The organism is Nocardioides sp. (genome assembly GCF_035697785.1).
Taxonomy (GTDB): Bacteria; Actinomycetota; Actinomycetes; order Propionibacteriales; family Nocardioidaceae; genus Nocardioides_B.
In genome coordinates, this window is sequence record NZ_DASSCL010000148.1 from 1 (window position 1) to 23,135 (window position 23,135).

Sequence of the window (23,135 nt, forward strand, 5' to 3'; positions counted from 1 at the left end):
CTGGTCGCGCGCAAGGTGCGCGACAAGGCCCGGATCATCGCGTCCGGGATGCTCGAGGTCTCGGTCGCGGACCTGGAGTGGGACAAGGGCTCGTTCGCGGTCAAGGGCGACCCGGGCAGGTCGGTCTCGATCCAGGACATCGCGATGCGCGCCCACGGTGCCGGCGACCTGCCGGAGGGGATCGAGGGCGGGCTGGAGGCGCAGATCTGCTACAACCCCTCCAACCTCACCTACCCGTTCGGCGCGTACGTCTGCGTCGTCGACGTCGACCCCGGCACGGCCGTGGTGAAGGTGCGCCGGTTCATCGCCGTCGACGACTGCGGCACCCGGATCAACCCGATGATCATCGAGGGCCAGGTGCACGGTGGCCTCACGGACGGGGTCGGGATGGCGCTGATGGAGATGATCTCCTTCGACGAGGACGGCAACTGCCTGAGCGGGTCCCTGATGGACTACCTGATCCCCACCGCCCTGGAGGTCCCGCACTGGGAGACCGGCCACACGGTCACCCCGTCGCCGCACCACCCGATCGGCGCCAAGGGGGTCGGCGAGTCCGCCACCGTCGGGTCACCGCCGGCCGTGGTCAACGCGGTGATCGACGCCCTGAAGCCCTACGGCATCCGGCACGCCGACATGCCGCTGACCCCCTCGCGGGTCTGGGCCGCCATGCAGGGCAACCCCACCCCGCCGATCTGAGACGACCGCCTGTGACCACGACGCTGACCGACCGGATCGAGGAGCTCTCCCGCTCGCGGGTGCCCTTCGTGAGCGCCACCGTCGTGCGCGCGCAGGCACCGAGCTCCGCCCAGCCGGGGGACCGCGCGATCGTGCTGGCCGACGGGTCCATCGAGGGTTTCGTCGGCGGGCACTGCGCGTCCGGCTCGGTGCGCACGGCCGCCCTCGCCGCGCTCGACACCGGCGACGGGGTGCTGCTCCGGGTGCTCCCCGACTCGGCTGACGTGTTCCCCGAGGCGCCCGGTGCCAGCATCGTCGTGAACCCCTGCCTGTCCGGAGGCGCGATGGAGATCTACCTGGAGCCCGTGCTCCCGGCCCCGGTCCTGCACGTGGTCGGCGCCGCACCGACCGTCGAGGCGCTGGCCACGCTCGCCCCGTCGCTCGGGTTCGTCGTCGAGCGCGCGGACTCCGGTCGCACCCCCGGAGGTGCGACCGCGGTCGTCGTGGCCACGCACGGCGGGGACGAGGTGCCGGCGGTCCGGGCCGCGCTCGACGCCGGCGCCGGCTTCGTCGGAGTGGTGTGCAGCCGCACCCGCGGCGCGGCGATCCTCGCGGAGCTGGATCTCACGCCCGAGGAGCGGGCCCGCGTGCACCCGCACGTCGGCCTCGACATCGGTGCCAAGACCGCCCCCGAGATCGCGCTGGCGATCCTCGCCGCCGTGGTCAGGGCGATCCGCGTGGACGGCCTCGCCGCCCGGCCCGTCACGGCCGACGCCGAGCCGCCACCGCCCCGCACGGCCGTCGACCCGGTCTGCGGGATGACCGTGACCGTCGTGGCCGACACCCCGCACCTGCGGCACCTCGGGATCGACCACTGGTTCTGCAACCCCGGGTGCCGCGACACGTTCGCGGCCTCGCTCGCGTGAACGCCCCGTCGTCGGACCTGCCGGCCGACGCGGAGGAGGTACGCCGGCTGCTGGACGCGCAGGACTACCTCGCCGACCAGGGCACGTCCACCGCGATCTACCTGTCGCTCCGGCTCGGGCTCCCGCTGCTGCTCGAGGGCGAGCCGGGCGTCGGCAAGACCGCCGCGGCCAAGGTGCTGGCCCAGGCACTCCGGGTGCCGCTGATCCGGCTCCAGTGCTACGAGGGCCTGTCGGCGAGCGAGGCGCTCTACGACTGGAACTACCAACGCCAGCTGCTCTCGATCCGCCTGGCGGAGGCGCGCCACGAGCGGCTCAGCGAGGCGGACCTGTTCTCGGAGGAGTACCTCCTCGAGCGGCCGATCCTGCGGTGCGTGCGGTACGACGGACCGGCGTCGCCGGTGCTGCTGATCGACGAGATCGACCGCGCGGACGACGAGTTCGAGGCGCTGCTGCTCGAGTTCCTGGGCGAGGGGTCCGTGACCGTTCCCGAGCTCGGCACCTTCACCGCCAGGCGCCCGCCGGTCGTGGTGCTGACGTCCAACCGCACCCGCGACCTGCACGACGCCCTGCGGCGTCGCTGCCTGTACCACTGGCTCGAGTTCCCCTCCGCGGAGCGCGCGGTCGAGATCCTGCGACGCACGGTCCCGCACGCCAACGTCGCCCTGATCGAGTCCGCGTCGCGGTTCGTCGGCCACGTCCGCACCCTCGACGTCGACAAGGCGCCCGGCGTGGCCGAGGTGATCGACTGGGTGTCGGCTCTGGCCGCCATCGGCGCGACCGCGCTGGTGCGGGAGGAGGTGCTGGCGACGCTCAGCGCGCTGGCCAAGACTCCCGACGACCGCGACCTCGTCGCCGAGGCCGCCGACAGCTTCGCGTTCGGATGAGCGAGCCGGGCGCCACCGCCATTCTCCGGGCCGTCGACCGGGGTGCGTTCGCGGTGGCGCTGGCGCGGCGGTTGCGGGTCGCGGGGGTGCCGGTCACGTTCACCGCCCTGGGCGCCGTCACCGAGGGCCTCGCCGCCTCACCGCCCGGCGACGTGACGGAGCTGTACTGGCTGTGCCGGGTAACCCTGGTGCACCAGCCCCACGACCTGCCGACGTTCGACCGGGTCTTCGACAGCGTGTTCCGCCAGGCCGTGCTGCCGCTGGAGGGGCAGGCGCGCGGACCGGCCGCGGCGGCGGAGGCCGAGGACCGCGCCGGCGCGTCACCTGAGCCCGGCGCAACGGACCAGGCCGCGGGTCCCGGCGGCGGCCTTCCGTGGCACACCCGCCCACCGGTCGTGCACGGTGACGACGCCGCCGAGGGACAGCCGCTGCCGGACGTGCTGCTGCCGAGCGCGGTGGCCGCGGTCGTCGACGTGGCGTTCGAGGACCTCGACGAGGACGGTCTCGCGCTGGTCGGCGCGTGGCTCGAGCAGTCGCTGCGGCACTGGCCGATGCGCACCAGCCGCCGGCACAAGGTGGTCCACGGAGGACGACGGATCGCGCTGCGGGAGACGATCGCCCGGTCCCGGCGTACCGGCTGGGAGCCGGTGCGGCTGAGCAGGTCGCGACCCGTGCTGAGGCCGCGGCCGGTCACGATGCTGGTCGACGTCAGCGAGTCGATGCAGCCGTACGCCACGGCGTACCTGCACGTGATGCGCGCCCTGGCCCGGTCCGGACGGGCGGAGACCTTCGCGTTCTCGACGTCGCTGACCCGGCTGACACCCGCGCTGTCGCACCGGTCGGCGGAGGTCGCGATGCGACTGGCCAGCGAACAGGTCACCGACCGCTACGGCGGCACGCAGCTCGCCAGCAGCCTCGGCGCCCTGCTCGCCTCGCGGCACGGCAGCACACTGCGCGGGGGCGTGCTGGTGGTCGCCTCGGACGGCTGGGACTCCGAGGAGCCCCGCCTGCTCGCCCGGCTGATGCGCCGGGCCAGCCTGCGAGCGCACTCCGTGGTCTGGCTCAACCCGCGCGCGGCCGCCCCGGGCTTCGAGCCGCTGGTCGGCTCCATGGCCGCGGCGTTGCCCTACTGCGACGCGTTCCTGCCGGCCCACACGCTGCGCGCGGTGCTGGACGCGCTCGACACGGTGGTCATCCCGGGCACCCCCGGTGGTCAGGCGCTGCCCGCGCGGCTCACGACCACAGGGTGACGTGCACCGAGGGCCGGAACCGCCCGACCCGCACCCCGGCGCCGCGGATCATCGCCTGGGTCGCCCGCGGCGAGGTGATGAACCGCCACAGCTCCGCCGCGGCGGGGGGCCGGCTGTGCGCCGGCAGTGCCAGGGCCGCCCACGTGCCGGAGGCGCGCAGCGCCGACCCCTCCACCAGCGCCAGCCGACCGGCCGCGAGGTCGGCCGCCACCGCGAACCGGAGCGCGAGCGACAGCCCCTCGCCGCGCCGGGTCTCCTCGACCGCGGCGGCGTCGCTCTGGAAGATGGACTGCTGCGCCTCGGGTACGCCGAGCCGGCGCAGCAGCCCGGGGATCGCGCCCTGGTCACCGGCCGCGGACGGACCGAGCAGCCAGCGCTGGTCGCGGACCTGCGCGGCGGTGAGGGTCCGGCCGGCGAGCGGGTGCCGGGGACCGACGACCGTGACGACCTCGTAGGTGAGGAACGGCTGGTGCACGAGGAAGTCCGGCACCTGGGTGAGCGCCGGCCCGACCGCGAGGTCGACGGTGCGCGCGGCCAGCAGACCCGGCAGCTGGGCGGGCTGCCGAACGCTGAGCTCGACGTCGAGGTCGTCGGCGCGACCGGCGAAGAGCTCGATGAGCCCCGGTGCGGCATGCTCGGCGAAGAGGCTGGACGTGGCCAGCCGCAGCAGCCGTCGACCGTCGCCGGCCTGGCTGACCTCACGAACCGTGCGGTCCTGGAGCCCGAGGATCTCCACCGCCCGGCTGGCCAGCCGCAGCCCGCCGGGGGTGAACGCAAGGCCCGACGCGGTGGGCACGAACAGCCGGTCCTCCAGCTCCTTCCGCAGGTGCGCCACGTGCAGCGACACGGCCGCCTCTGTCACACCCAGCTCCGCTGCGGCCGCCTTGACCGAGCCGAGCCGGACGACGGACGTGAACGCCCTGAGCTGGGTGGGGGTCACGGTCGTCAGTCGGTGCGGACCACGCGGACCAGGGCGTCGTACGCCGTGCTTGCCGGCTCGCCTCGGTGCTGGCCGGTGCCGTCGTCAGCCGCCAGCACCTTCCGGCTGACCCGTTCGGCCCGGATCACCTCGAAGCGCTCGCCGTCGAGGTCGCAAAGGACCTCCTCGGCGGTGAACAGGACGCCCGGGTCCGTCGGGCCGCCGGTGCCCTCGGTGATGTTGGACGAGTCGTGGGCGACGACCAGGAGGGTGCCTCCGGGAACGAGGAGGCCGAACGCGCGGCGCAGGGCGACCCGGCGCTGGTCCGACCGAAGCTGCAGGTAGGCGACCAGCGCCAGGTCGAAGCCGACCGGTCCGGCGTCGTACTCCAGGACGTCGGCCTGCACCCAGTCGACGCGCAGGTCGCGGCCGCGCGGGTGCCGGGCCTGCGCCTGGCGCCCCTTGTCGAGGCCGACCAGCGAGAAGTCGACGGCGGTGACCTCCCAGCCGCGCTCCGCGAGCCAGAGCGCGTTGCGGCCCTCGCCGGCCGCGAGGTCGACCGCCCTGCCCGGAGCCAGGTCGGCGAGCTCGGTCTCCACGAACTGGTTGGGGCCGGCCGACCAGACCAGCTCGGTGGCGGCGTACCGCTCGTCCCACTCGCGTGCGTCCACGCGGTCAGCCTAGAGTCCCGGCGCGGATCCGACGGCCCGATCAGGCGCCGGCGGCGTCCTGCCCGCCATCCTGCCGGCCGCGCTGCTTGGCGACCTCGGCGTGGACCTCGTCCATGTCGAGCCCGCGCACGGCGTCGACGACCTGGTCGAGCGCCTGCGGCGGCAGCGCGCCGGGCTGGGCGAAGACGAGCACTCCCTCGCGGAAGGCCATCAGCGTCGGGATCGAGGTGATGTTGGCCGCCTGGGCGAGCGCCTGCTCGGCCTCGGTGTCGACCTTGCCGAACACGATGTCGGGGTTGGCGTCCGACGCCTTCTCGAACGTCGGGGCGAACTGACGACACGGCCCGCACCATGACGCCCAGAAGTCCACGAGCACGATGTCGTTGTCGGCGACGGTCTTCTCGAAGTCGGCGGCGGTCAGGGTGGTCGTTGCCATTCGGGCACTCCTCGGCGGGTTGCGGGCGTTCTCAGTCTTCAACGACGGGTATGGCTGCGTCATTCCCCGCGTGGTCGCCATCCAGCCAGCGCAGCAGGCCGTCGGCGAACGAGGGCCGGCCCCAGTAGCCGTTGTGGTCCACCGCCGCGGAGGCGTCGAAGACCAACCGGTCGTCGATACGGCGACACGCCGGGCCCGGGATGACGTAGCACCCCTCGGTCGGCACGACGAGGTCGTTGGGGACGTCGGCGAACACCAGGTCGCTCAGCCCGTCGAGGGCGACCCGGGCCAGGGCCGATCCCGGGCGCGGCTCGTAGTCGGCCGCCACCGCGGCGTACGACGCGGGACGGACCGGTGTGACGTTGAGCTCCTCGTCGAGGAACCGGCCGTCCGGGTCCATGGAGGCGAGCCCGTCGAGCCCGTCGAGCGCGCCCACGACCACCTGGCGGACGACCGTGACCAGGACCTCGAGCACCTCGGTCGCCACCTCGCCGGGGAGCAGGTCGGCCAGCGTGGTCATCCGGTCCAGCAGCCGGCCGAGCTGCTGGGCGCCGGCCAGCGGGGTGCCGGCGTTGGGGGTCGCGACCAGCACCGCGCGGCCCACCTCGAGCCGCCCGTGGGTCCGGTCGGGCTGCTCGGCGAGCAGCCGGGACACGAGGCCGCCGCGGGAGTGCGCGAGCAGGTCGACGCGCACGCGCCGGTCTCCCAGCACCTGCAGCCGCTCGGCGAGCCAGGCGACGTTGGCCGAGGGGGAGACCGAGATCGTGGGGTGCTCGAAGGCGACCACCCGCCCGGCGTACGACGAGACGACCCCGGCCAGCACGTCGTCGGGGATCGCGGCGAAGCTGCTCGCGGCCGTGCTGGCGGTGCCGTGCACGAGCATCAGCACCGGCCCGTCGGCCAGGTTCGCGAGGTCGACTTCCTCGTCCGTCTCCTTGCCGAAGTGGCGGAGCCGGTGCGGCCGGTGCCGGCGCTCGAACGCCTCGACCACCCGGTCGGCCAGGTCGAAGAGGAACGCGCGGACCCGACCGGGCGCGGCGGTCAGGGTCGTGGCCGCGGTCGGTGAGTGCCAGGTCAGCGCACCCTCGGGCGACTCGTGGAGCAGCACTCGGCCGACCGGGGTCACCGGCGGTGTCGTCCCGGTCAGGTCCGTGGTCTCACGGAGGCCGGCACGATGGATCGCTGTCTCGAAGGCGGGGCTGGGCACGGACCTCACCGTAGACGTGCCGGCGCGGACGCCTCACGCCCCCGCCGTGATGGCCGCAAGCCCGAATCGGGGCGGTGTCGTGAGCGCGGAATGGGGGCACACTAGACGAGGACCACCCGGAGGTGGACGTGGACAACGACCAGCAGCCAGGGGACCACGACGTCCTGCAGCAAGGTCCCGCCGAGCGTGGGCGGCTCGAGACCTGGGCGGCGTCCCGACAAGTGCGCCTCACGGCCATCGCCGCCGTGGGGGTCGTCGCGACGGGCTGGTTCCTCCTCGGCCCGGGCCTCTCCGGGACCGCCGGCTCACGCGCACCCGCCGACGTGGGCGTGCTGACCGCGGACACCGGCACCGACGGGGACGCCCCGGACGCGCCGGTCATCGAGCCGCGGGAGCGGGACCACGAGTGTGAGTCGGAGGGCCAGTCGGGCGACGCTCGCTCCACGCAGGCCAAGGGTGACGCGGACCGGTCGAGCCGCGCGCTGGCGAAGACGATGCGCAGGTTCGCCGAGGATCCCGGTGCGGCGGCGGGTGTGCGGTGGGCACCCCGCGTCGTCGTGCTCGGTGAGGGCCCGGTGGACGTCAACCGCACGGTGGGTGCGAGGCAGGCGAACCGGAGCGCGACCTGGAACGACCCGTCATACCTGCTCTCCCGGCTGGCGGTGGCGAAGCCGGCGCAGCTGCGCGTGGACGACCAGCGCCACGTCACCTGCCGTGGCCTGCCGCGCGAGCAGGCTGCCGGGTTCGAGGGGCGGGACTGGGTGAGCGTGCAGCCCCGGGTGCGCGACGACGGCTGCCGCCGCTGGTGGGCCGTCGACCTGTACCTCGACGGCAGCGGCCGCGTCGAGGCGGTGCTGGTCCGCTCGTGACCCGGTCTCAGCGTCGCCGGTAGCTCACCGTGAGGCCACGCCCTCGACGTGACCCACCAGCCGGTCGCCCGGCTCGACCGGCCCGACCCCGGCGGGGACCACCGCGTGGCCGGGCTTGGCGAAGAAGGACGGGCGGCTCCCAGTCGGGGTCGTGGCCCATGTCGACGGTGTGCTCCGCGTAGTTGCGGCCGATGCACAGGATCCTGAGCGACGACGTGAGCACCCTGGTGGAGGACGCGACGCCGGCGGCCGCCGGCCGGTTCGAGGACTAGCGGGAAGGAGTCCCGGAATCGCCCTGGGAGCGTTGCCTCGGGCACGCGAATCGGACACCGGAGGTCCTGCGCGGCGGGTAGCACGGCCGCGATGCTGCGGGGCACGATGGGCAAACGATGTCGCGTGCTGCCCGGCTGCTCGTGATCGTGGCCGCCTGGGCAGTACCGGTGGCCTGGGTCTCGATCGCCCTGCTCTCCGGCCCGTCCGACGGGACCACGATCTCGTCGCCGGTGGGCCTCTCCGGCGCGTCCCGGTGGGGTGGCTCGATCATGGTGGTCGACACGTACGACGACACCCCCCTGCGGCCGGGCGACGTGGTGCAGCGCATCGACGGTCGCACCGTTGCCGAGTGGGTGGCGGCGGACGAACCCCCGGAGCGATCGGTCGGCGACCGTCTCGTGTACGACGTCCGGCGCACCGGGAGCGGGCAGGTGGCCATCGACCTGTCCGTGGGAGTGCGGCTCACGCCGTACCCGGTGCGTGCGGCCCTCGGCGCGAATGTCGAGGCCCTGCTGCTCGCGGCGGTCGGCCTGGCGATCGCGTCCGTCGTCTTCTGGCGTGCCCCCGCGTCCACGCCGGCCAGGTGGGGACTGGTGGCCACGGCGCTGATCCCCGGGGTGCTCGCGTCGTCTCCGCTCGGGCTCGGGGTGGTCGACCTCGCCGGCGGGCGCGGCGTGTGGCCACACCTCGGTGGTGAGGTGCTCGCGGCGATGGGTGCGGTGGCGGCCGTCGCCGTGGCCGCCACCCTGACCGATCCCCCGACCAGACCGAGATGGGGCCTCGCGCTGCTGGGTGCCCCGGTCGTCGCCTACCTGGCGTGGGCATCGGCGGCCGCTGCCCGTGCCCCCGGGCCGGCACGGCTGCAGGGGTTGCTGACGGTGTGGACCCCGGCGGCGCTGGGCGCACTGGTCGGTGCCGTCGTCGTCCTGCTCGCGGCCTACACCCGTAGCCAGGCGCGCGACGACCGCCTCGCCACCCGGTTGGTGCTCCTGGTCCTGGCCGGTGCGGTGGGGGTGCGGGTACTGCTGGGCGACGTGCCCGACCGAGTCGCGAGCCGGCCGCTCGTCCCGGTGCCGGTGCTGACAGGCATCGTCGTCGTCGCACTGCTGGCGGCGGTCGCGGTGGCGGTGCTGCGGTTCCGTCTGGACGAGATCGAACCGCCCGTCCGCCGTGGACTGGCGCAGGCACTCGTTGTGACCGTCCTGGGTGTCGCCTTCATCGCGGGGGTGGGCGCCGTCGGTCGCGCCTCCGACCGATCGCTGGGGTCGATGCTCGCCGGGGGAGTCGTCGCCCTCCTCGTGCTGCCGCTGGCCGTGATCATGTGGCGTCTCGTTCAACGGGCCGTGTACGGCGACCGCGACCTGCCCCGGCGCATCGTGGCCGACCTCCGGCGGCTCGACCCGACAGCCGCGCCCGAGCAGGCGCTCACCGAGGTGCTCACCCTGCTCTCCCGCCGGTTGCGCCTGTCGTATGCCGCCATCGAAGCCGCTCCGACCGGTGACGTCTCGGTCGGTGTCCTGCGGCGGGTCCCCGTCACGGTCGACCTGGTCGTCGGGGAGGCCAGCCTCGGGCGGCTCTTGCTCGAGGCCGACGAGTCGCGGGACCCGTTCGGGCCGGGCGATCGGCGCCTCCTGGAGGATGTCGGCGCGCAGGTCGGGACCCTCGTGCAGGCAGTTGCGATGAGCAGTGAGCTCCAGCGCTCGCGCCAACGCCTGGTCATGGCACAGGAGGAGGAACGCCGACGCCTGCGCCGCGATCTGCACGACGGTCTGGGCCCGTCCCTGGCCACCATCGCGATGCGCCTGGAGGCTACGCGCGACCTGGTGCGAGACGACCCCGACGAGGCGGCTGCCGCGATCGACCGGCTCGCCGACCTCGCGCGTGAGGAGATCGCCGACGTACGCCGGCTCGTCGACGGGCTCCGCCCACCGGCGCTCGACCAGCTCGGCCTCGTCACTGCCCTTCGCCAGCGGGCCGAGGAGGGCGCGGTCGGCACGTCACGCTCGGGTCGACACCGGCTCCGCTGGAGCGTCGTGGCGGACGGGGCGGTCGATCCGCTGCCGGCAGCCGTCGAGGTGGCGGCGTACCGCATCGTCCTGGAGGCGGTGACGAACGCGATCCGCCACAGCAACGCCGAGACCTGCACCGTCCGGCTGCGCCGCGAGGACGGCACGCTGGTCGTGGTCGTGCGCGACGACGGGACAGGGCTGGTGGCGGCCCCAGGCTTGGGTGTAGGCCTGATCTCGATGAGGGAGCGCGCGGAGGAGCTGGGCGGGTCGTGCACCGTGACGTCGGGCGACGGGGCCGGGACGGTCGTCGAGGCCCGCCTGCCCGTGGACGGGTCGGGGTCGTCATGACCACCGAACCACTCCGGGTGCTCCTCGTGGACGACCACGAGGAGTTCCGCACCGGCCTGGTGGCCCTGCTCGCCGGGGTCGACGGCTGCGAGGTCGTCGGCAGCGCCGCCGACGGCCACGAAGCGGTGGCGCTGGCCCTCGACCTCCAGCCCGACGTCGTGCTGATGGACCTGCAGATGCCGAAGGTCAACGGGATGGACGCCACCGCGAGGATCGTGCAGTCCTCGCCGCACATCAGCGTCGTCGTGCTCACCATGATGGAGGATCCCGACTCGGTCTTCGCGGCCGTGCGGGCGGGTGCCCGTGGCTACCTCCTCAAGGGCGCCAGGCGGCAGGAGATCGTGCGTGCCATCCAGTCCGTCGGCGCGGGCGAGGTGATCTTCGGGCCGGGCATCGCTGATCGGGTGATGAGCTACTTCAGCTCGGCCCCGCTCAGGTCGGACGACGAGGCGTTCCCGGAGCTCACCGACCGCGAGAGGGAGGTCCTGGTCAAGATCGCCCAGGGCCTCGACAACGCGGAGATCGCCCGCGCGCTCGGCCTGTCGGTCAAGACCGTGCGCAACCACGCGAGCAACATCTTCGCGAAGCTCCAGGTGGCCCACCGTGCGCAGGCGATCGTGCGGGCCCGCGACGCCGGCCTCGGGTGATCCGTCAGAGCGGGTCCGGGCAGGTACGGCGCCCGATCACCGCGTCGTCCGCCGCGTCGGCTCCGATGCGCTGGGCGGCGGTCTCGTCGAGCAGCACGACGCTGGCGCCTGTCGGCAGTTCCTCCGGCCTCCCCGGGAGCACGCATCCGCTGAGACGGCGACTGTCCACCGTCGTCAGCGCCTGGGCCAACCGGTAGAGCGTCCAAGGTGAGAGATCGGTGTCGACGGCGGCCAGCCCCGCCAGCGCTGCCGCCTCGACGAACCCGGGGTCATCCGCACGCGACTGGAAAGCCCGGAGGGCGCCGGCCATCAGTCGCTGATGGTTGGCGGAACGGGTGAAGTCCTGGTTGACGAAGCTGAGCCGGTGGCGGACGTAGGCCAGTGCTTGGTCCGGCGCGAAGGTGTTCTCACCCTCGCGGACGACCACCCCGTGGCTCTCGAAGCCCTCAGGCGTCGTCAGCGTCACGGGGCCGATCTCGCCGAGCAGCGTCTCGAACGCGGCGAAGTCGACGACGGCGAGGTAGTCGGGCCTGATGCCGGTCAGCCCCGCCACCGCGTCGACGACGACCTCGGGTCCGTTCAGGTAGGCCACGTTGATCCGGTCCAGGCCGACGGGCTCGCCGAGCTGCAGGTAGCTGTCACGCGGAATGCCGATGGTGGTGGCCGCCCCCGAGCGGGAGTCCAGGCCGACGAGCTGGATGGCGTCGGTGCGCCCGTCGACGTCCTCCCCGAGCACGAGAACCCAGGTGATCCGGCTGCCCACGTCGACTCCCTCGGCACCGTCGACCGCGCTCAGGGTGATCGCGGCGGGTCGCACCCCACCGGTGGGCACGACCAGTAGCGCAACAGCGAGGACAACGACCAGGCGCAGCCATCGCACGAGCCGTCTTGCCGTCATGAGCCGTCCTCCCCGAGCGCTGCACCGTCGTCGCTGGTGACGTCGTACCCGAACACAGCCCAGCCGTCCCGCGTCGGGGTGAGCATCAGGCGGCCGTCGAGTCTGAGCTCCTGCGGAGTGTCCTCGGCCGTGGTCGCATCGAACGCGAAATGCACCCTCGCGGTCGCGCCGAGGGCGTCTCCGTCGACGACGTACAGCGAGAGGTCGGTGTCGAGCCGGGTCGCCAGGACCGAGGAGAACTCGACGTCGCCCGCCGCCGTGAGCACGTCGAGGTCGCGAGCTGCGAGCTCGGCGGCGCCGTCGGTGAACCGCGCAAGCGCCTGGAGATAGCCCGAGCGCGGGTGGTCGCCGAGGTACGCCGCGCCGACGTACTGCGAGAGCACAGCGCCGATCGCGCTCTCGACATCGGCGCGGTCGTCAGCGTCCAGCCGGCCCCCACCCGTCGCTGTTGTGATGCGGAGCGCCACCGAGTCGGGGTCGTCGCGCGGCGCCTCAGGCGAAGGACCTGTGCACCCGGCCAGCACGAGTGCGACGGCCGCGGCCATCAGGAGCGCGCCGCCACGGACCGCGCCCGCAATCCTCGGGGCGGGCGACTCCTGCCGGGCGCGGGCCATGGGTTCATGATGTCTGATCGTCGTGCTCCCGGTGGCAACCGGCGCAGACCGTGTCGACCGCCGAGAGCCCGGCCCGCGCGACGGCGTCCCGCAGCCGTGCAGTTCTCGGGCGGGCCGGCTCCGTCGGCTCCCCCGTGCTCGACGGGGCCGGCCCTCCCTGCCTGGTGGCGAGCGAGGCCTCCGTGTCGTCGTCGAGCACGGAGCTCGACGACGGGGAGGCCAGGACACCGAGTCGGTGGGTTCGCATGCACTGAGCCTGCGCGGTCGGCACGCCCGGCGCCTGAGGCTGCGGTCCCGGCCGAGCCGGGAAGTTCGGGAACCGGTTGCGGCCGCATCAGCCGACCGGGTCTGCGAGCCCGGAGAGGTGCGTGGAATCCCGGCTGGTCGAGTCTGCCGCCTCATGCCGCGGGACAACGCTGCGGCCCAGCATCGAGCTCCGGGACTTCGACGAAGGAGCGACGACATGCCACGCAAGGTGATCCTGTTCGAGCTCAACGAGGTGCCCTGGCGCGTCGTCGACGACCACGTGGTCCGCGCACCGGCGGGACCGCTCGCGACCGCACTCCGACGGTCCCGTCAGTACGTCACCGTCGCCGCCGACGTCGGCCACCTCTCACCGTGGACGACCTGGCCCACGGTGCACCGGGGCGTCCACGACGAGCGCCACCGGATCAGCGCTCTCGGGCAGGACAACGCGGCGGCCGACCGTGCCTTTCCTCCGGTGTGGCAGCTCTTGCGCGCGCACGGGGCCAGCGTCGGGGTGTGCGGGTCGCTCCACTCCGCCCCTCCTCCCGGCGACCTCGACTCCTACGCGTTCTACCTCCCCGACGCGTTCGCGGCCGATGACCGGGCGCACCCCCGGGTGCTGTCCAGGTTCCAGTCCTTCAACCTGACGATGAGCCGCTCGTCCGGCCGCAACGTCGACGCCTCCGTCTCGTGGCGCCAGGCAGCGGGTGTGCTCGCCGCCACGCGCGGGCTCGGCATCCGGCCGTCGACCTACCGGGACGTTGGCGTCCACCTGGCCGCCGAGCACATCCGGCGGCACCGGCGTACCCGCCGTCGGACCTTCCAGGCCGTCCTGGCCTTCGACGTCTTCATGGCCCACCTCGAGCGGACCAGTCCCGACTTCAGCACGTTCTTCAGCAACCACGTTGCCTCGGCGATGCATCGCTACTGGGCGGCGGCCTACCCCGAGGACTACGCCGAGGTCGCGCTGGACGGCGAGTGGGTGGCGAGCTTCAGGGACGAGGTCCCATGGGCGATGAGCCGGGCCGAGCGCATGCTGGCGCGGCTCGTCGCGTTCGCCGACGCCCACCCGGAGTACCAGATCTGGACGTGCTCCAGCATGGGTCAGCGCGCCACGACGGCCCGCGCCCTGGAGACCGCGGTGTACCTGGTCGACGTGGGCACGTTCATGCGGCGGCTCGGGATGCCCGACGGCACCTGGCGGTCCCACCCTGCGATGCTCCCGCAGACGAACGTCACCGTCCGTGAGGCCCTGGCCGACACGTTCGAGCGCCGCCTCGCTGACGTGCGACTGGTGGACCGACCGCTGCACTTCCGGCGCGGCGACGGCGGCTTCTTCTCGCTGGACGTCGGGCACCCCGACCTGCACTCTCGCCCCACTCCGGTCAGGTACGCCGGCGGGCGCCACTCGCTCGCCGCGTTCGGGATGAAGGCCGTTGAGATCGAGGACCGCTCGGACACCACGGCGTACCACGTCCCGGAGGGCCTCCTCTTCGTGTACGACCCGCAGCAGCCCTTGGCAGGCCCGTCACCAGCCGCGCGCCCGGAGATCTCGACCCTGGAGATCGCCCCTGCTCTTCTGACGACGTTGGGCGCTCCTCGGCCGGACTACATGTCCACGCTGACCGCAGGCGGACTCGAGCCCCTGGTGTCGGACCCCGGCGGGGGACACATGACAGGGGAACTCAGAACCTGGCCACGCCCTGCGAAGCTTGTCGGCACGCTTCTTCTTCTCGGCCTCCTCATGATCAACGCGTGCACCGTTCCTGGGACTGCGCCCACGGTGAGGGAGGTGGACCAAGCGGTGGTGCCCGGCGCCTCGGCCACCACCCCGGGTCCCGCGCCCGGCGCGGGCCACACGTCCACTCGGCGGCTGAGGGGATCCGACCGATGGCGGCTGCGGCACCCGGCCCGGGACGGCCAGATCGCGGGCTACACCACGCGCGCCAGTGCCGCACCCGGCGTTCCGGTCGACCTGCGTGTGTCCACCACGGCCCGTCGGTATCGGGTGACGGCGTACCGGATCGGCGGCTACCGCGGCGGGACAGGACGCAGGGTCTGGCAGTCGGACATGTTGCGCGGGCGGCGGCAGGCCGAAGCGAGGTTCACGGATGCCTCACGGCGTACCGTGCACGCCGACTGGGCCGGAACCTCGCGGGTGGACACGCGCGGCTGGGACCCGGGTGTGTACGTGTTCAAGCTGAGCACGTCGCGCTGGCAGGCGCACGTGCCCTACATCGTCCGCTCTCCATCGGTCGCTGGCCGGGTGGTCATGGTCGCGCCGGTGACCACCTGGCAGGCCTACAACGACTGGGGCGGCTACAGCCTGTACACGGGGCCATCGGGCGACCGGCGGGCCTGGGCGGTCAGCTTCGACCGGCCCTACCCGCCGCCCGGGTCCGGTGAGCTGATGTTCGGCGTGGTGCCCCTGGTGGTGGCCGCCGAACGCGCCCGGCTCCCACTCGCCTACCTCACCAACCTGGACCTGCACACGCTGCGTGATCCGCTGCACGGGGCCCGGGCGTACGTGTCGATGGGACACGACGAGTACTGGACTCCAAGGATGCGGCGCGTGGTCGAGCGAGCCCGCGCCGATGGTGTCAACCTCGCGTTCTTCGGCGCCAACACCATGTACTGGCGGATCCGGCTCGAGGACGGCCGCCACGGTCGGGGCCGGGTCGTGGTCGGGTACCGGTCGGACGCGAACCTGGACCCGGTCAGCCGCGAACGCCTCCGCACCGGACTGTTCCGGCACGCACCCGGACCGCGGGCCGGGGAGCATCACCTGACCGGCATGCAGTACGAATGCTTCCCCGTCGACGCGCCGTACCGGGTCGTGACGCCGGGCTGGTGGGGGTTCCGCGGTACGGGTGTCAGGCGCGGGCAGTCGTTCCCGCACCTGGTCGGCGTGGAGGCCGATCGGGTCTATCCGGTGCCCGGGACACCGCGCCCGTTGCAGGTCTTGTCCCACGCGTCGTACTCATGCGGCGGGGTCACCACCTCCGCGCAGTCGGTGTACTACACGACCCGCTCGGGTGCGGGGGTGTTCAACGCGGGAACCCTTCGCTGGACCTGCGCGCTGACCGGCCGCTGCGCTCCCTATCACCTGCCCGCCGCGACCCGGCGCTTCGTCCGGCAGGTCACCGCCAACGTCCTGCGCGTGTTCTCGCAGGAGCCGGCGGCGCTGCGGCACCCCGCCGTCGACAACCTGGACCGGTTCGGACTCCCGTCGGTCAACCAGGTCCCAGCCAGCTGATCCTCGGCCCGAAGCCGAAGCTGTATGGACTGCCGGGCGGCGCACGACCACCTCCTGGGCGACAGAAACGTGTGCTCGGGCGGGATTTCGGTGAAGGTGTTGTTGTATCCCATCGTGGAATCCCCGTGCTGGAGGTAGGTCAAGTGGCGAACCGGTTGGCGAAGGCGACGAGCCCCTACCTCCTGCAGCATGCCGACAACCCCGTCAACTGGTGGGAGTGGTCACCGGAGGCGTTCGCGGAGGCGGCCGCGACCGGCCGTCCGGTGCTGTTGAGCGTCGGGTACGCCGCCTGCCACTGGTGCCACGAGATGGCCCACGAGTCGTTCGAGGACGAGGCGACCGCGGCGTACATGAACGAGCACTTCGTCAACGTCAAGGTCGACCGGGAGGAGCGCCCCGACGTCGACGCGGTGTACATGGCGGCGACGACCGCGATGACGGGTCACGGCGGCTGGCCGATGACCGTAGTGCTCACCCCGGAGGGTGAGCCGTTCTTTGCCGGCACCTACTACCCCGACCAGCCGCGCCAGGGTCAGCCGTCGTTCCGGCAGGTGCTCGAGGCGCTGGTGTCCGCGTGGACCGGGCGCAGGGACGAGGTACGCCGGGTCGCCGGGGACGTCTCGGAGCACATGCGCGGCCAGGGCATGCCGGCCGGCGACCAGCCGCTCGACGCGGACGTCCTCGCCGGCGCGGTCCGCACCCTGGCGGGGGAGTTCGACGCGGCCAACGGCGGCTTCGGCGGCGCGCCGAAGTTCCCGCCGTCGATGGTGCTCGAGTTCCTGCTCCGGCACGGCGCGCGCACCGGGTCCCCGCAGACGGTGAACCTCGCCGCGGCCACGATGACGGCGATGGCGCGCGGCGGCCTCTACGACCAGCTCGCGGGCGGCTTCGCGCGCTACTCGGTCGACCGGGCCTGGGTGGTGCCGCACTTCGAGAAGATGCTCTACGACAACGCCCAGCTGCTCGGCGTCTACGCCCGCTGGTGGCGGCAGACCGGCGACCCGCTCGGCGAGCGGGTGGCGCGGGAGACGGCCGACTTCCTGCTCGCCGAGCTGCGCACCGCTGAGGGCGGCTTCGCCTCCGCGCTGGACGCCGACACCGACGGGGTCGAGGGGAAGTTCTACGCCTGGACACCCGGCGAGCTCGTCGAGGTGCTCGGGGCCGACGACGGCAGCTGGGCGGCCGGGCTTCTCGGCGTCAGCGAGGAGGGCACGTTCGAGCACGGCACCTCGACCCTGCAGCTGCGCCAGGACCTCGACCCCGCCCGGTGGGCCGGGCTCAGGGAGCGGCTGGCCGCGCACCGGGCCGCGACCCGGACGCACCCGGCCCGCGACGACAAGGTGGTCGCGGCCTGGAACGGGCTCGCGATCGCCGCCCTGGCCGAGGCCGGCGCGCTGCTCGGCGAGCCCCGCTACCTCGAGGCCGCGCGTGGGGCCGCGCGCCTGCTCGTGGACGTGCACCTCGACGGCGACCGGCTGCTGCGGGTGTCGCGCGACGGTGTGGCCGGCCGGCACTCCGGGGTGCTGGAGGACTACGGGTGCGTGGCGCACGGCTTCCTGGTGCTGCACGCGGTCACCGGTGAGCAGCAGTGGTTCGACCTGGCCGGGGCGTTGCTGGACCGGGCCCTCGACGCGTTCGCGGCAGCGGACGGCGGCTTCCACGACACGGCCGACGACGCCGAGACGCTGGTCTCCCGGCCGCGCGACCCGAGCGACAACGCGAGCCCGTCCGGACAGTCGGCCCTCGTGCACGCGCTGCTGCACCACGCGGCGCTCACCGGGTCGGGACGGCACCGCGACGCCGCCGAGGCCGCGTTGCGGAACGTGCGGGTGCTGGCCGAGCGGGCGCCCCGGTTCGCCGGCTGGTCGCTGGCCGCGGCCGAGGCGGCCCTCGACGGTCCGCTCGAGGTGGCGGTCGTCGGCGAGCTCCACGACCCGGCGTACGACGGGCTGCTGCGGGTGGCCCGGGCGAGCTCGCGACCCGGTCTGGTGGTCGCCGCGGGCCGACCCGCGGGTGACTCGCCGGACGGGGTGCCGCTGCTCGCCGGCCGCGGCCTCGTGGACGGCCGGCCGGCGGCGTACGTGTGCCGCGGGATGGTCTGCGAACGCCCGGTCACCGGCGAGGCCGAGCTCCGCGCGCTGCTCTGAGAGCCACTCGTCTCGGTCGGCCACCCTTCCCGTGGTGATCTCCCAGTTCCCGTGGTGAGTTCACACCGGGAAGGTGCCAATTCACTGGGGACCCAGTGAATTGGCCCCCCGAACAGGCCGGAGGGGAAGGCGTTGACGCCTTCCCCTCCGGGAGAGTGTTCGTGTCTCCTCACGGCCCTTCAGGCTCGTGATGCGATCGTTTGGGGTTCCGCGGCAAGTGCAACACCTCCCACCGATCTGACGATCTAGTCCTTCGACCGTACGCCGGGTGCAGGGCGTCGTCCAGAGGGGGCGGCGGGTCGTTTCAGATGCCGGGAAGGCCGGATCCGGTGGCGCCGGGCGGAGGTCAGCGCAGGGAGTACGTCGCGATGGAGACCCCGACGTAGTGGGTCACGAAGGCGGCGATGGTGAGGGTGTGGAACACCTCGTGGAAGCCGAACCATCGCGGCCACGGGTTGGGTCGCTGGAAACCGTAGACCAGGCCGCCGAGCGTGTAGAGACCGCCGCCCACGCACATCAACGTCAGCACGGCGGCGCCGCTGCCGTGCACGAAGTCCCGGAAGAAGAACACCGCCGCCCAGCCCAGCGCGATGTAGATCGGGGTGTACAGCCAGCGCGGCGCGTCCGCCCAGAACACTCGGAACAACACGCCGAGGATCGCGCCCGTCCACACCGTGCTGAGCAGGATCACCTGGTTGCGGCCCTCGAGCAGCAGCAGGCTGAACGGGGTATAGGTGCCGGCGATGAGCAGGAAGATGTTGGCGTGGTCGAAACGCCGCAGGAACGCCCAGATCCGAGGGCTCCAGGTGCCGCGGTGGTAGATCCCCGACACGGTGAACAGGATCATCGCCGTCGTCGCGAACACCGCGGACCCGATCCGGGTGGTGGCGTTGGGCGACAGCGCCACAAGGACGATCCCCCCGGCCAAGGCCAGCGGGGCCGTGACCGCGTGCATCCAGCCGCGCAGGCGCGGCTTGACCTCGGCGAGCGCCTCCCGCATGTGCACGCCGAGCCGGTCGCTGAGGCGACCGGCTGCGGAGAGCGGTTGCGGGTCGGTCATGCAACGAAGTTACCCATCCGCGGCAAGGGCCACCCGATCTTCCCGGAAACAGCTCCCTCGATGGCGCCCGCGGGTGATCGGCGACACCCCGGAGCCCCGAGTAAGGTGGTGGTTCGTGGCTGACTGGAAGGACGCGGTACGCCGAGTGCTGTACCCGGCCTACGAGCGTCGCCTGGTGCGCAGGCTCCCCGCCGATCGGATGCCCAAGCACGTCGGCGTGATGCTCGACGGCAACCGGCGGTGGGCGAAGGCCGTCGGCCGCGACGCCGCACACGGTCACCGCGCCGGCGCCGCCAACATCTCCCCGCTGCTCGAGTGGTGCGAGGAGGCCGGCGTCGAGGTGGTCACGCTCTGGCTGCTCTCCACCGACAACCTCAACCGGCCCGCCGACGAGCTGCGCGCGCTGCTGGTGATCATCGAGGAGGCGGTGGCCGACCTGGCGGTCCAGCACCGGTGGCGGCTGAACCCCGTGGGCGCGCTCGACCTGCTGCCCGCCGACACGGCTCGCCGGCTGAAGGAGGCGGCCGACGAGACCCGCGACGTGCCCGGCCTCATCGTCAACGTGGCGGTCGGCTACGGGGGTCGGCGCGAGATCGCGGACGCCGTACGTTCGCTGCTCCAGGAGCACGCCGGTCGGGGCACCTCGATCGAGGAGCTGGCGGAGATCCTCGACGTCGAGCACATCGCCGAGCACCTCTACACCAAGGGCCAGCCCGACCCCGACCTGGTGATCCGCACGTCCGGGGAGCAGCGGCTCGGCGGGTTCCTGCTCTGGCAGAGCGCCCAGAGCGAGTTCTACTTCTGCGAGGCCTACTGGCCGGACTTCCGGCGGGTCGACTTCCTGCGCGCCCTGCGCGCCTACTCCGAACGCCATCGCCGGTTCGGTTCCTGACCCCTGTCGAGGGCGGGTCCAACCGCTGGCTTCGTCCGTCGTGGGGCGGTCAGTCTTTACCTTCCGGTCATCACGCGTTCTGGCGTGTCCTGCCCCCTCCGGCCGCGCGGGCGGCTTACCTTCACAGGGACGGCAGGTGGGGAAGCCAGCCGTTTCGGGAGGCCCGTTCGTGAGACATCACGACCACGCAACACTCGGAGGTCCGCACTCGGACTTTCGGGCCCGGTCCCGGTCCAACGGAGAGATCTGAACAGGACCGGGACGCGAGTGCGCGTGCCGGTCTGCGAGGGGACGAGTCGTGGCTGCATCGAAGAGCACCCCAGCATCAGCCGGCCGCCGTACGGCCGGACGGGCCCGGTCCAGGCAGGAGGGCGAGGAGGTTGCGGGCGTCCGCACCTACGTCCTCGACACCAGCGTCCTGCTCGCCGACCCGGGTGCCCTCTACCGGTTCGAAGAGCATGAGCTGGTCCTCCCGGTGGTGGTCATCACCGAGCTGGAGGGGAAACGGCACCACCCCGAGCTGGGCTACTTCGCCCGCGCGGCCCTGCGTGGCCTCGACGAGCTGCGGGTGACCCACGGCCGGCTCGACGAGCCGGTGCCGGTGGGGGAGAGCGGTGGGTCCATCCGGGTCGAGCTCAACCACACCGACCCCGCGTCGCTGCCCTCCGGCTTCCGGCTGGGTGACAACGACTCCCGGATCCTCGCCGTTGCTCGCAACCTGGCCAACGAGGGCCGCCAGGTGACGCTCGTCTCCAAGGACCTCCCGATGCGGATCAAGGCCTCGGCGGTGGGGCTCGACGCGGAGGAGTACCTCGCCGAGCTGGCCGTGGAGTCCGGCTGGACGGGGATGACCGAGCTGGAGGTCACGTCGGCCGACATCGACGAGCTGTACGACGACGGCGTCGCGGACCTGGCGCAGGCCCGCGACCTGCCCTGCCACACCGGTCTGGTGCTGCTGTCCGAGCGGGGCAGCGCGCTCGGGCGGGTGAAGGCCGACAAGCGGGTCCACCTCGTGCGCGGCGACCGCGAGGCCTTCGGGGTGCACGGCCGCTCTGCCGAGCAGCGCATCGCGCTGGAGATGCTCCTCGACCCCGAGGTCGGGATCGTGTCGCTGGGCGGACGAGCCGGCACCGGCAAGTCGGCGATGGCGCTGTGCGCCGGGCTCGAGGCCGTGATGGAGCGCCGCCAGCACAAGAAGGTCGTGGTCTTCCGCCCGCTGTTCGCCGTCGGCGGCCAGGAGCTCGGGTACCTCCCCGGCAGCGAGTCCGAGAAGATGTCGCCCTGGGGACAGGCGGTGTTCGACACCCTGGGCGCGCTCACGTCCGGTGAGGTCGTCGACGAGATCCTGGACCGCGGCATGCTCGAGGTGCTCCCGCTGACGCACATCCGCGGCCGCTCCCTGCACGACGCGTTCGTGATCGTCGACGAGGCCCAGTCGCTCGAGCGCAACGTGCTGCTCACCGTGCTGTCCCGAATCGGCGCGAACTCCAAGGTGGTGCTCACCCACGACGTGGCCCAGCGCGACAACCTGCGGGTGGGCCGGCACGACGGCGTCGTCGCGGTCGTGGAGAAGCTCAAGGGGCACCCGCTGTTCGCGCACGTCACGCTGACCCGGTCCGAGCGGTCCCCGATCGCGGCCCTGGTCACGGAGATGCTGGAGAACGTCACCATCTGAGCGGTCTAGACAGGCTGGTGTGACGCGTGGTGCGCGGTGGGCAGGTCCGCCGCGCACCCGCAGCGTGCGGGATGTGACGGCGGCCACCTTGTCACGATGCGGCCCGATGGCCGGATTTGCGACCAGGTGTTGGGATCATGCACCTTGGTAACTCTTCCGGGGCCCCTCGAGGGCCCCGTTTGCACGAGTCCACCTGCAGTCGACGTTTGTGAGTCCCCCTGTGCCAAGACGTGAAGGGTACGTCCCCAAGCACCGCGGCCCTGTTCAAGCGACCACCCCCAAGAAGGGCCTCCGCTCCACCGTGCTCCTCTCCGGTGTGGCCGTTGCCGCGACCGGCATAGCCGTGTCCTCGGGCGTGCTCGCCCAGCAGGACGCGGAGGGCAACACCGCGGGCCCCGCGCTCCGGGCCGCCCCGCGGATCGTCGCCGGCCACGAGCAGAACCAGGACATCGTCCAGCAGCTCGAGGACCGGCAGCGCTCGACCTCGCGCTCGGACCGTCGTACGTCGGTCGACAAGAAGGCGGACGACAAGGCCGACAAGAAGAAGACCGCGTCGCGCGACCGGTCCGCTCGTGGGCGGGCCCGCACGAAGCAGGTCTCCGACAACCCGCGGGACATCGCCCGCGCGCTGCTGCCGAGGTACGGCTTCTCGGCCGACCAGTTCGGCTGCCTGGACGCGCTGTACGTCAGCGAGAGCGACTGGAACCCGAGAGCCGACAACCCCACGTCGAGCGCCTACGGGATCCCGCAGGCCCTGACCGAGACCCACGACGACCTGCCCGCGGACTACATGACCAACCCCGCGTCGCAGATCAAGTGGGGGCTGAACTACATCCGCAGCAGCTACGGCACCCCGTGCTCGGCGTGGGAGTTCAAGCAGGCCAACAACTGGTACTGATCCCGCTACCAACTGGTGCGGGTGGCGGTGCGGGGCGGCGGCCGATTACCACGGTCCCGTGGTAATCCCCCCGTTCCCGCGGGGAGTTCGCCACGGGAGGCGGGAAATTCACTGGGGACCCAGTGAATTTGCCCCCGCCCAAGAGGTCAGGGGCGGGTCATCCGTGCCACGTCGAGCGCCTCGTCGAGCTGGGCCTCGGTGAGGTCACCACGCTCGACGTACCCCATCTCCACGACCACCTCGCGGATGGTCTTCTCGTCGGCCAGCGCCTTCTTGGCCACCTTGGCTGCGTTCTCGTAGCCGATGTACCTGTTCAGCGGCGTCACCACCGACGG

General features: G+C 72.7%; 19 protein-coding genes and 1 pseudogene. 12 read left to right on the forward strand and 8 right to left on the reverse strand.

The window, feature by feature from the left end; all coding sequences use genetic code 11:
* The 4 genes from VFH10_RS15635 to VFH10_RS15650 all read left to right on the forward strand — a co-directional run.
* Window positions 1-696, forward strand: a 696-nt coding sequence (locus VFH10_RS15635) for a molybdopterin cofactor-binding domain-containing protein (RefSeq protein ID WP_325130175.1), incomplete at its 5' end; no start/stop codon positions are given.
* Window positions 697-707: 11 nt separating this feature from the next.
* Window positions 708-1,601: an XdhC family protein gene (locus VFH10_RS15640; RefSeq protein WP_325130176.1), complete on the forward strand. Its 894-nt coding sequence runs from the start codon at window positions 708-710 to the stop codon at window positions 1,599-1,601.
* Window positions 1,598-2,485 carry a MoxR family ATPase gene (locus VFH10_RS15645; protein WP_325130178.1) on the forward strand — a complete coding sequence of 296 codons (888 nt, stop codon included), beginning with the start codon at window positions 1,598-1,600 and terminating at the stop codon, window positions 2,483-2,485. Before VFH10_RS15640 ends, VFH10_RS15645 begins: the two co-directional genes overlap by 4 nt.
* Window positions 2,482-3,735: a vWA domain-containing protein gene (locus VFH10_RS15650; RefSeq protein ID WP_325130180.1), complete on the forward strand. Its 1,254-nt coding sequence runs from the start codon at window positions 2,482-2,484 to the stop codon at window positions 3,733-3,735. The genes VFH10_RS15645 and VFH10_RS15650 overlap by 4 nt, the downstream gene beginning before the upstream one ends.
* Here VFH10_RS15650 and VFH10_RS15655 read toward each other — a convergent pair.
* The 4 genes from VFH10_RS15655 to VFH10_RS15670 are packed head-to-tail and all read right to left on the reverse strand — an operon-like array spanning window position 3,719 to window position 6,968.
* Window positions 3,719-4,675 carry a LysR family transcriptional regulator gene (locus VFH10_RS15655; protein ID WP_325130182.1) on the reverse strand — a complete coding sequence of 319 codons (957 nt, stop codon included), beginning with the start codon at window positions 4,673-4,675 and terminating at the stop codon, window positions 3,719-3,721. The two genes, VFH10_RS15650 and VFH10_RS15655, sit on opposite strands and share 17 nt — an antisense overlap.
* Window positions 4,676-4,680: 5 nt before the next feature.
* On the reverse strand, window positions 4,681-5,325 hold the full coding sequence (locus VFH10_RS15660; protein ID WP_325130184.1) for a class I SAM-dependent methyltransferase: 645 nt from the start codon (window positions 5,323-5,325) through the stop codon (window positions 4,681-4,683).
* A gap of 40 nt (window positions 5,326-5,365) precedes the next feature.
* On the reverse strand, window positions 5,366-5,761 hold the full coding sequence (gene trxA, locus VFH10_RS15665) for a thioredoxin (RefSeq protein ID WP_325130186.1): 396 nt from the start codon (window positions 5,759-5,761) through the stop codon (window positions 5,366-5,368).
* Window positions 5,762-5,792: 31 nt separating this feature from the next.
* Window positions 5,793-6,968 (reverse strand): esterase/lipase family protein, encoded by a 1,176-nt coding sequence (locus VFH10_RS15670; protein ID WP_325130187.1) that lies wholly within the window; start codon window positions 6,966-6,968, stop codon window positions 5,793-5,795.
* A gap of 122 nt (window positions 6,969-7,090) precedes the next feature.
* On the opposite strand from VFH10_RS15670, the gene VFH10_RS15675 reads away from it, so the two are divergent.
* From VFH10_RS15675 to VFH10_RS15685, 3 genes are all read left to right on the forward strand, one after another.
* Window positions 7,091-7,837: a hypothetical protein gene (locus tag VFH10_RS15675; protein WP_325130188.1), complete on the forward strand. Its 747-nt coding sequence runs from the start codon at window positions 7,091-7,093 to the stop codon at window positions 7,835-7,837.
* Window positions 7,838-8,226: 389 nt separating this feature from the next.
* A complete protein-coding gene (locus VFH10_RS15680; protein ID WP_325130190.1) occupies window positions 8,227-10,467 on the forward strand; it encodes a sensor histidine kinase in 2,241 nt (746 codons plus the stop codon).
* Complete coding sequence (locus VFH10_RS15685; RefSeq protein ID WP_325130192.1) at window positions 10,464-11,114, forward strand: response regulator transcription factor; 651 nt, start codon at window positions 10,464-10,466, stop codon at window positions 11,112-11,114. Before VFH10_RS15680 ends, VFH10_RS15685 begins: the two co-directional genes overlap by 4 nt.
* Before the next feature lie 4 nt (window positions 11,115-11,118).
* Here the strand turns inward: VFH10_RS15685 and VFH10_RS15690 are convergent, their stop codons facing one another.
* Together VFH10_RS15690 and VFH10_RS15695 are read right to left on the reverse strand one after the other, a co-directional pair.
* The gene (locus VFH10_RS15690; RefSeq protein WP_325130194.1) at window positions 11,119-12,012 is read right to left on the reverse strand and encodes an LCP family protein; all 894 of its coding nucleotides are present in this window, start codon (window positions 12,010-12,012) and stop codon (window positions 11,119-11,121) included.
* The gene (locus VFH10_RS15695) at window positions 12,009-12,626 is read right to left on the reverse strand and encodes a hypothetical protein (RefSeq protein ID WP_325130196.1); all 618 of its coding nucleotides are present in this window, start codon (window positions 12,624-12,626) and stop codon (window positions 12,009-12,011) included. The genes VFH10_RS15690 and VFH10_RS15695 overlap by 4 nt, the downstream gene beginning before the upstream one ends.
* A gap of 463 nt (window positions 12,627-13,089) precedes the next feature.
* Between VFH10_RS15695 and VFH10_RS15700 the strand changes: the two genes are divergently transcribed.
* A complete protein-coding gene (locus VFH10_RS15700; protein ID WP_325130198.1) occupies window positions 13,090-16,128 on the forward strand; it encodes a N,N-dimethylformamidase beta subunit family domain-containing protein in 3,039 nt (1,012 codons plus the stop codon).
* 143 nt (window positions 16,129-16,271) lie between these two features.
* Window positions 16,272-18,275 carry a thioredoxin domain-containing protein gene (locus tag VFH10_RS15705; RefSeq protein ID WP_325130200.1) on the forward strand — a complete coding sequence of 668 codons (2,004 nt, stop codon included), beginning with the start codon at window positions 16,272-16,274 and terminating at the stop codon, window positions 18,273-18,275.
* Between the two features lie 346 nt (window positions 18,276-18,621).
* On the opposite strand, the gene trhA is transcribed toward VFH10_RS15705, so the two are convergent.
* On the reverse strand, window positions 18,622-19,335 hold the full coding sequence (gene trhA, locus VFH10_RS15710) for a PAQR family membrane homeostasis protein TrhA (RefSeq protein ID WP_325130203.1): 714 nt from the start codon (window positions 19,333-19,335) through the stop codon (window positions 18,622-18,624).
* A 115-nt stretch (window positions 19,336-19,450) separates the two neighbouring features.
* Here trhA and VFH10_RS15715 point away from each other — a divergent pair, with 115 nt between their 5' ends.
* From VFH10_RS15715 to VFH10_RS15725, 3 genes are all read left to right on the forward strand, one after another.
* Entirely contained in the window at window positions 19,451-20,227 is a 777-nt protein-coding gene (locus tag VFH10_RS15715; protein WP_325130205.1) for an isoprenyl transferase, read from the forward strand.
* A 418-nt stretch (window positions 20,228-20,645) separates the two neighbouring features.
* Complete coding sequence (locus tag VFH10_RS15720) at window positions 20,646-21,902, forward strand: PhoH family protein (protein ID WP_414689879.1); 1,257 nt, start codon at window positions 20,646-20,648, stop codon at window positions 21,900-21,902.
* A gap of 220 nt (window positions 21,903-22,122) precedes the next feature.
* Window positions 22,123-22,800, forward strand: coding sequence for a transglycosylase SLT domain-containing protein (locus tag VFH10_RS15725; RefSeq protein WP_325130208.1), 678 nt, complete (start codon window positions 22,123-22,125; stop codon window positions 22,798-22,800).
* 146 nt (window positions 22,801-22,946) lie between these two features.
* Here the strand turns inward: VFH10_RS15725 and aspA are convergent.
* A pseudogene (gene aspA / locus VFH10_RS15730) lies at window positions 22,947-23,135 on the reverse strand (aspartate ammonia-lyase); the annotation flags it as partial.

What these genes read in the sequence shown, in the direction of transcription:
- VFH10_RS15650 (WP_325130180.1), top strand. Translation starts at nt 2,482, where the DNA reads ATGAGCGAGCCGGGCGCCACCGCCATTCTCCGGGCCGTCGACCGGGGT.
- trxA (WP_325130186.1), bottom strand. Translation starts at nt 5,761, where the DNA reads ATGGCAACGACCACCCTGACCGCCGCCGACTTCGAGAAGACCGTCGCC.
- VFH10_RS15680 (WP_325130190.1), top strand. Translation starts at nt 8,227, where the DNA reads ATGTCGCGTGCTGCCCGGCTGCTCGTGATCGTGGCCGCCTGGGCAGTA.
- VFH10_RS15685 (WP_325130192.1), top strand. Translation starts at nt 10,464, where the DNA reads ATGACCACCGAACCACTCCGGGTGCTCCTCGTGGACGACCACGAGGAG.
- VFH10_RS15690 (WP_325130194.1), bottom strand. Translation starts at nt 12,012, where the DNA reads ATGACGGCAAGACGGCTCGTGCGATGGCTGCGCCTGGTCGTTGTCCTC.
- VFH10_RS15695 (WP_325130196.1), bottom strand. Translation starts at nt 12,626, where the DNA reads ATGGCCCGCGCCCGGCAGGAGTCGCCCGCCCCGAGGATTGCGGGCGCG.
- VFH10_RS15700 (WP_325130198.1), top strand. Translation starts at nt 13,090, where the DNA reads ATGCCACGCAAGGTGATCCTGTTCGAGCTCAACGAGGTGCCCTGGCGC.
- trhA (WP_325130203.1), bottom strand. Translation starts at nt 19,335, where the DNA reads ATGACCGACCCGCAACCGCTCTCCGCAGCCGGTCGCCTCAGCGACCGG.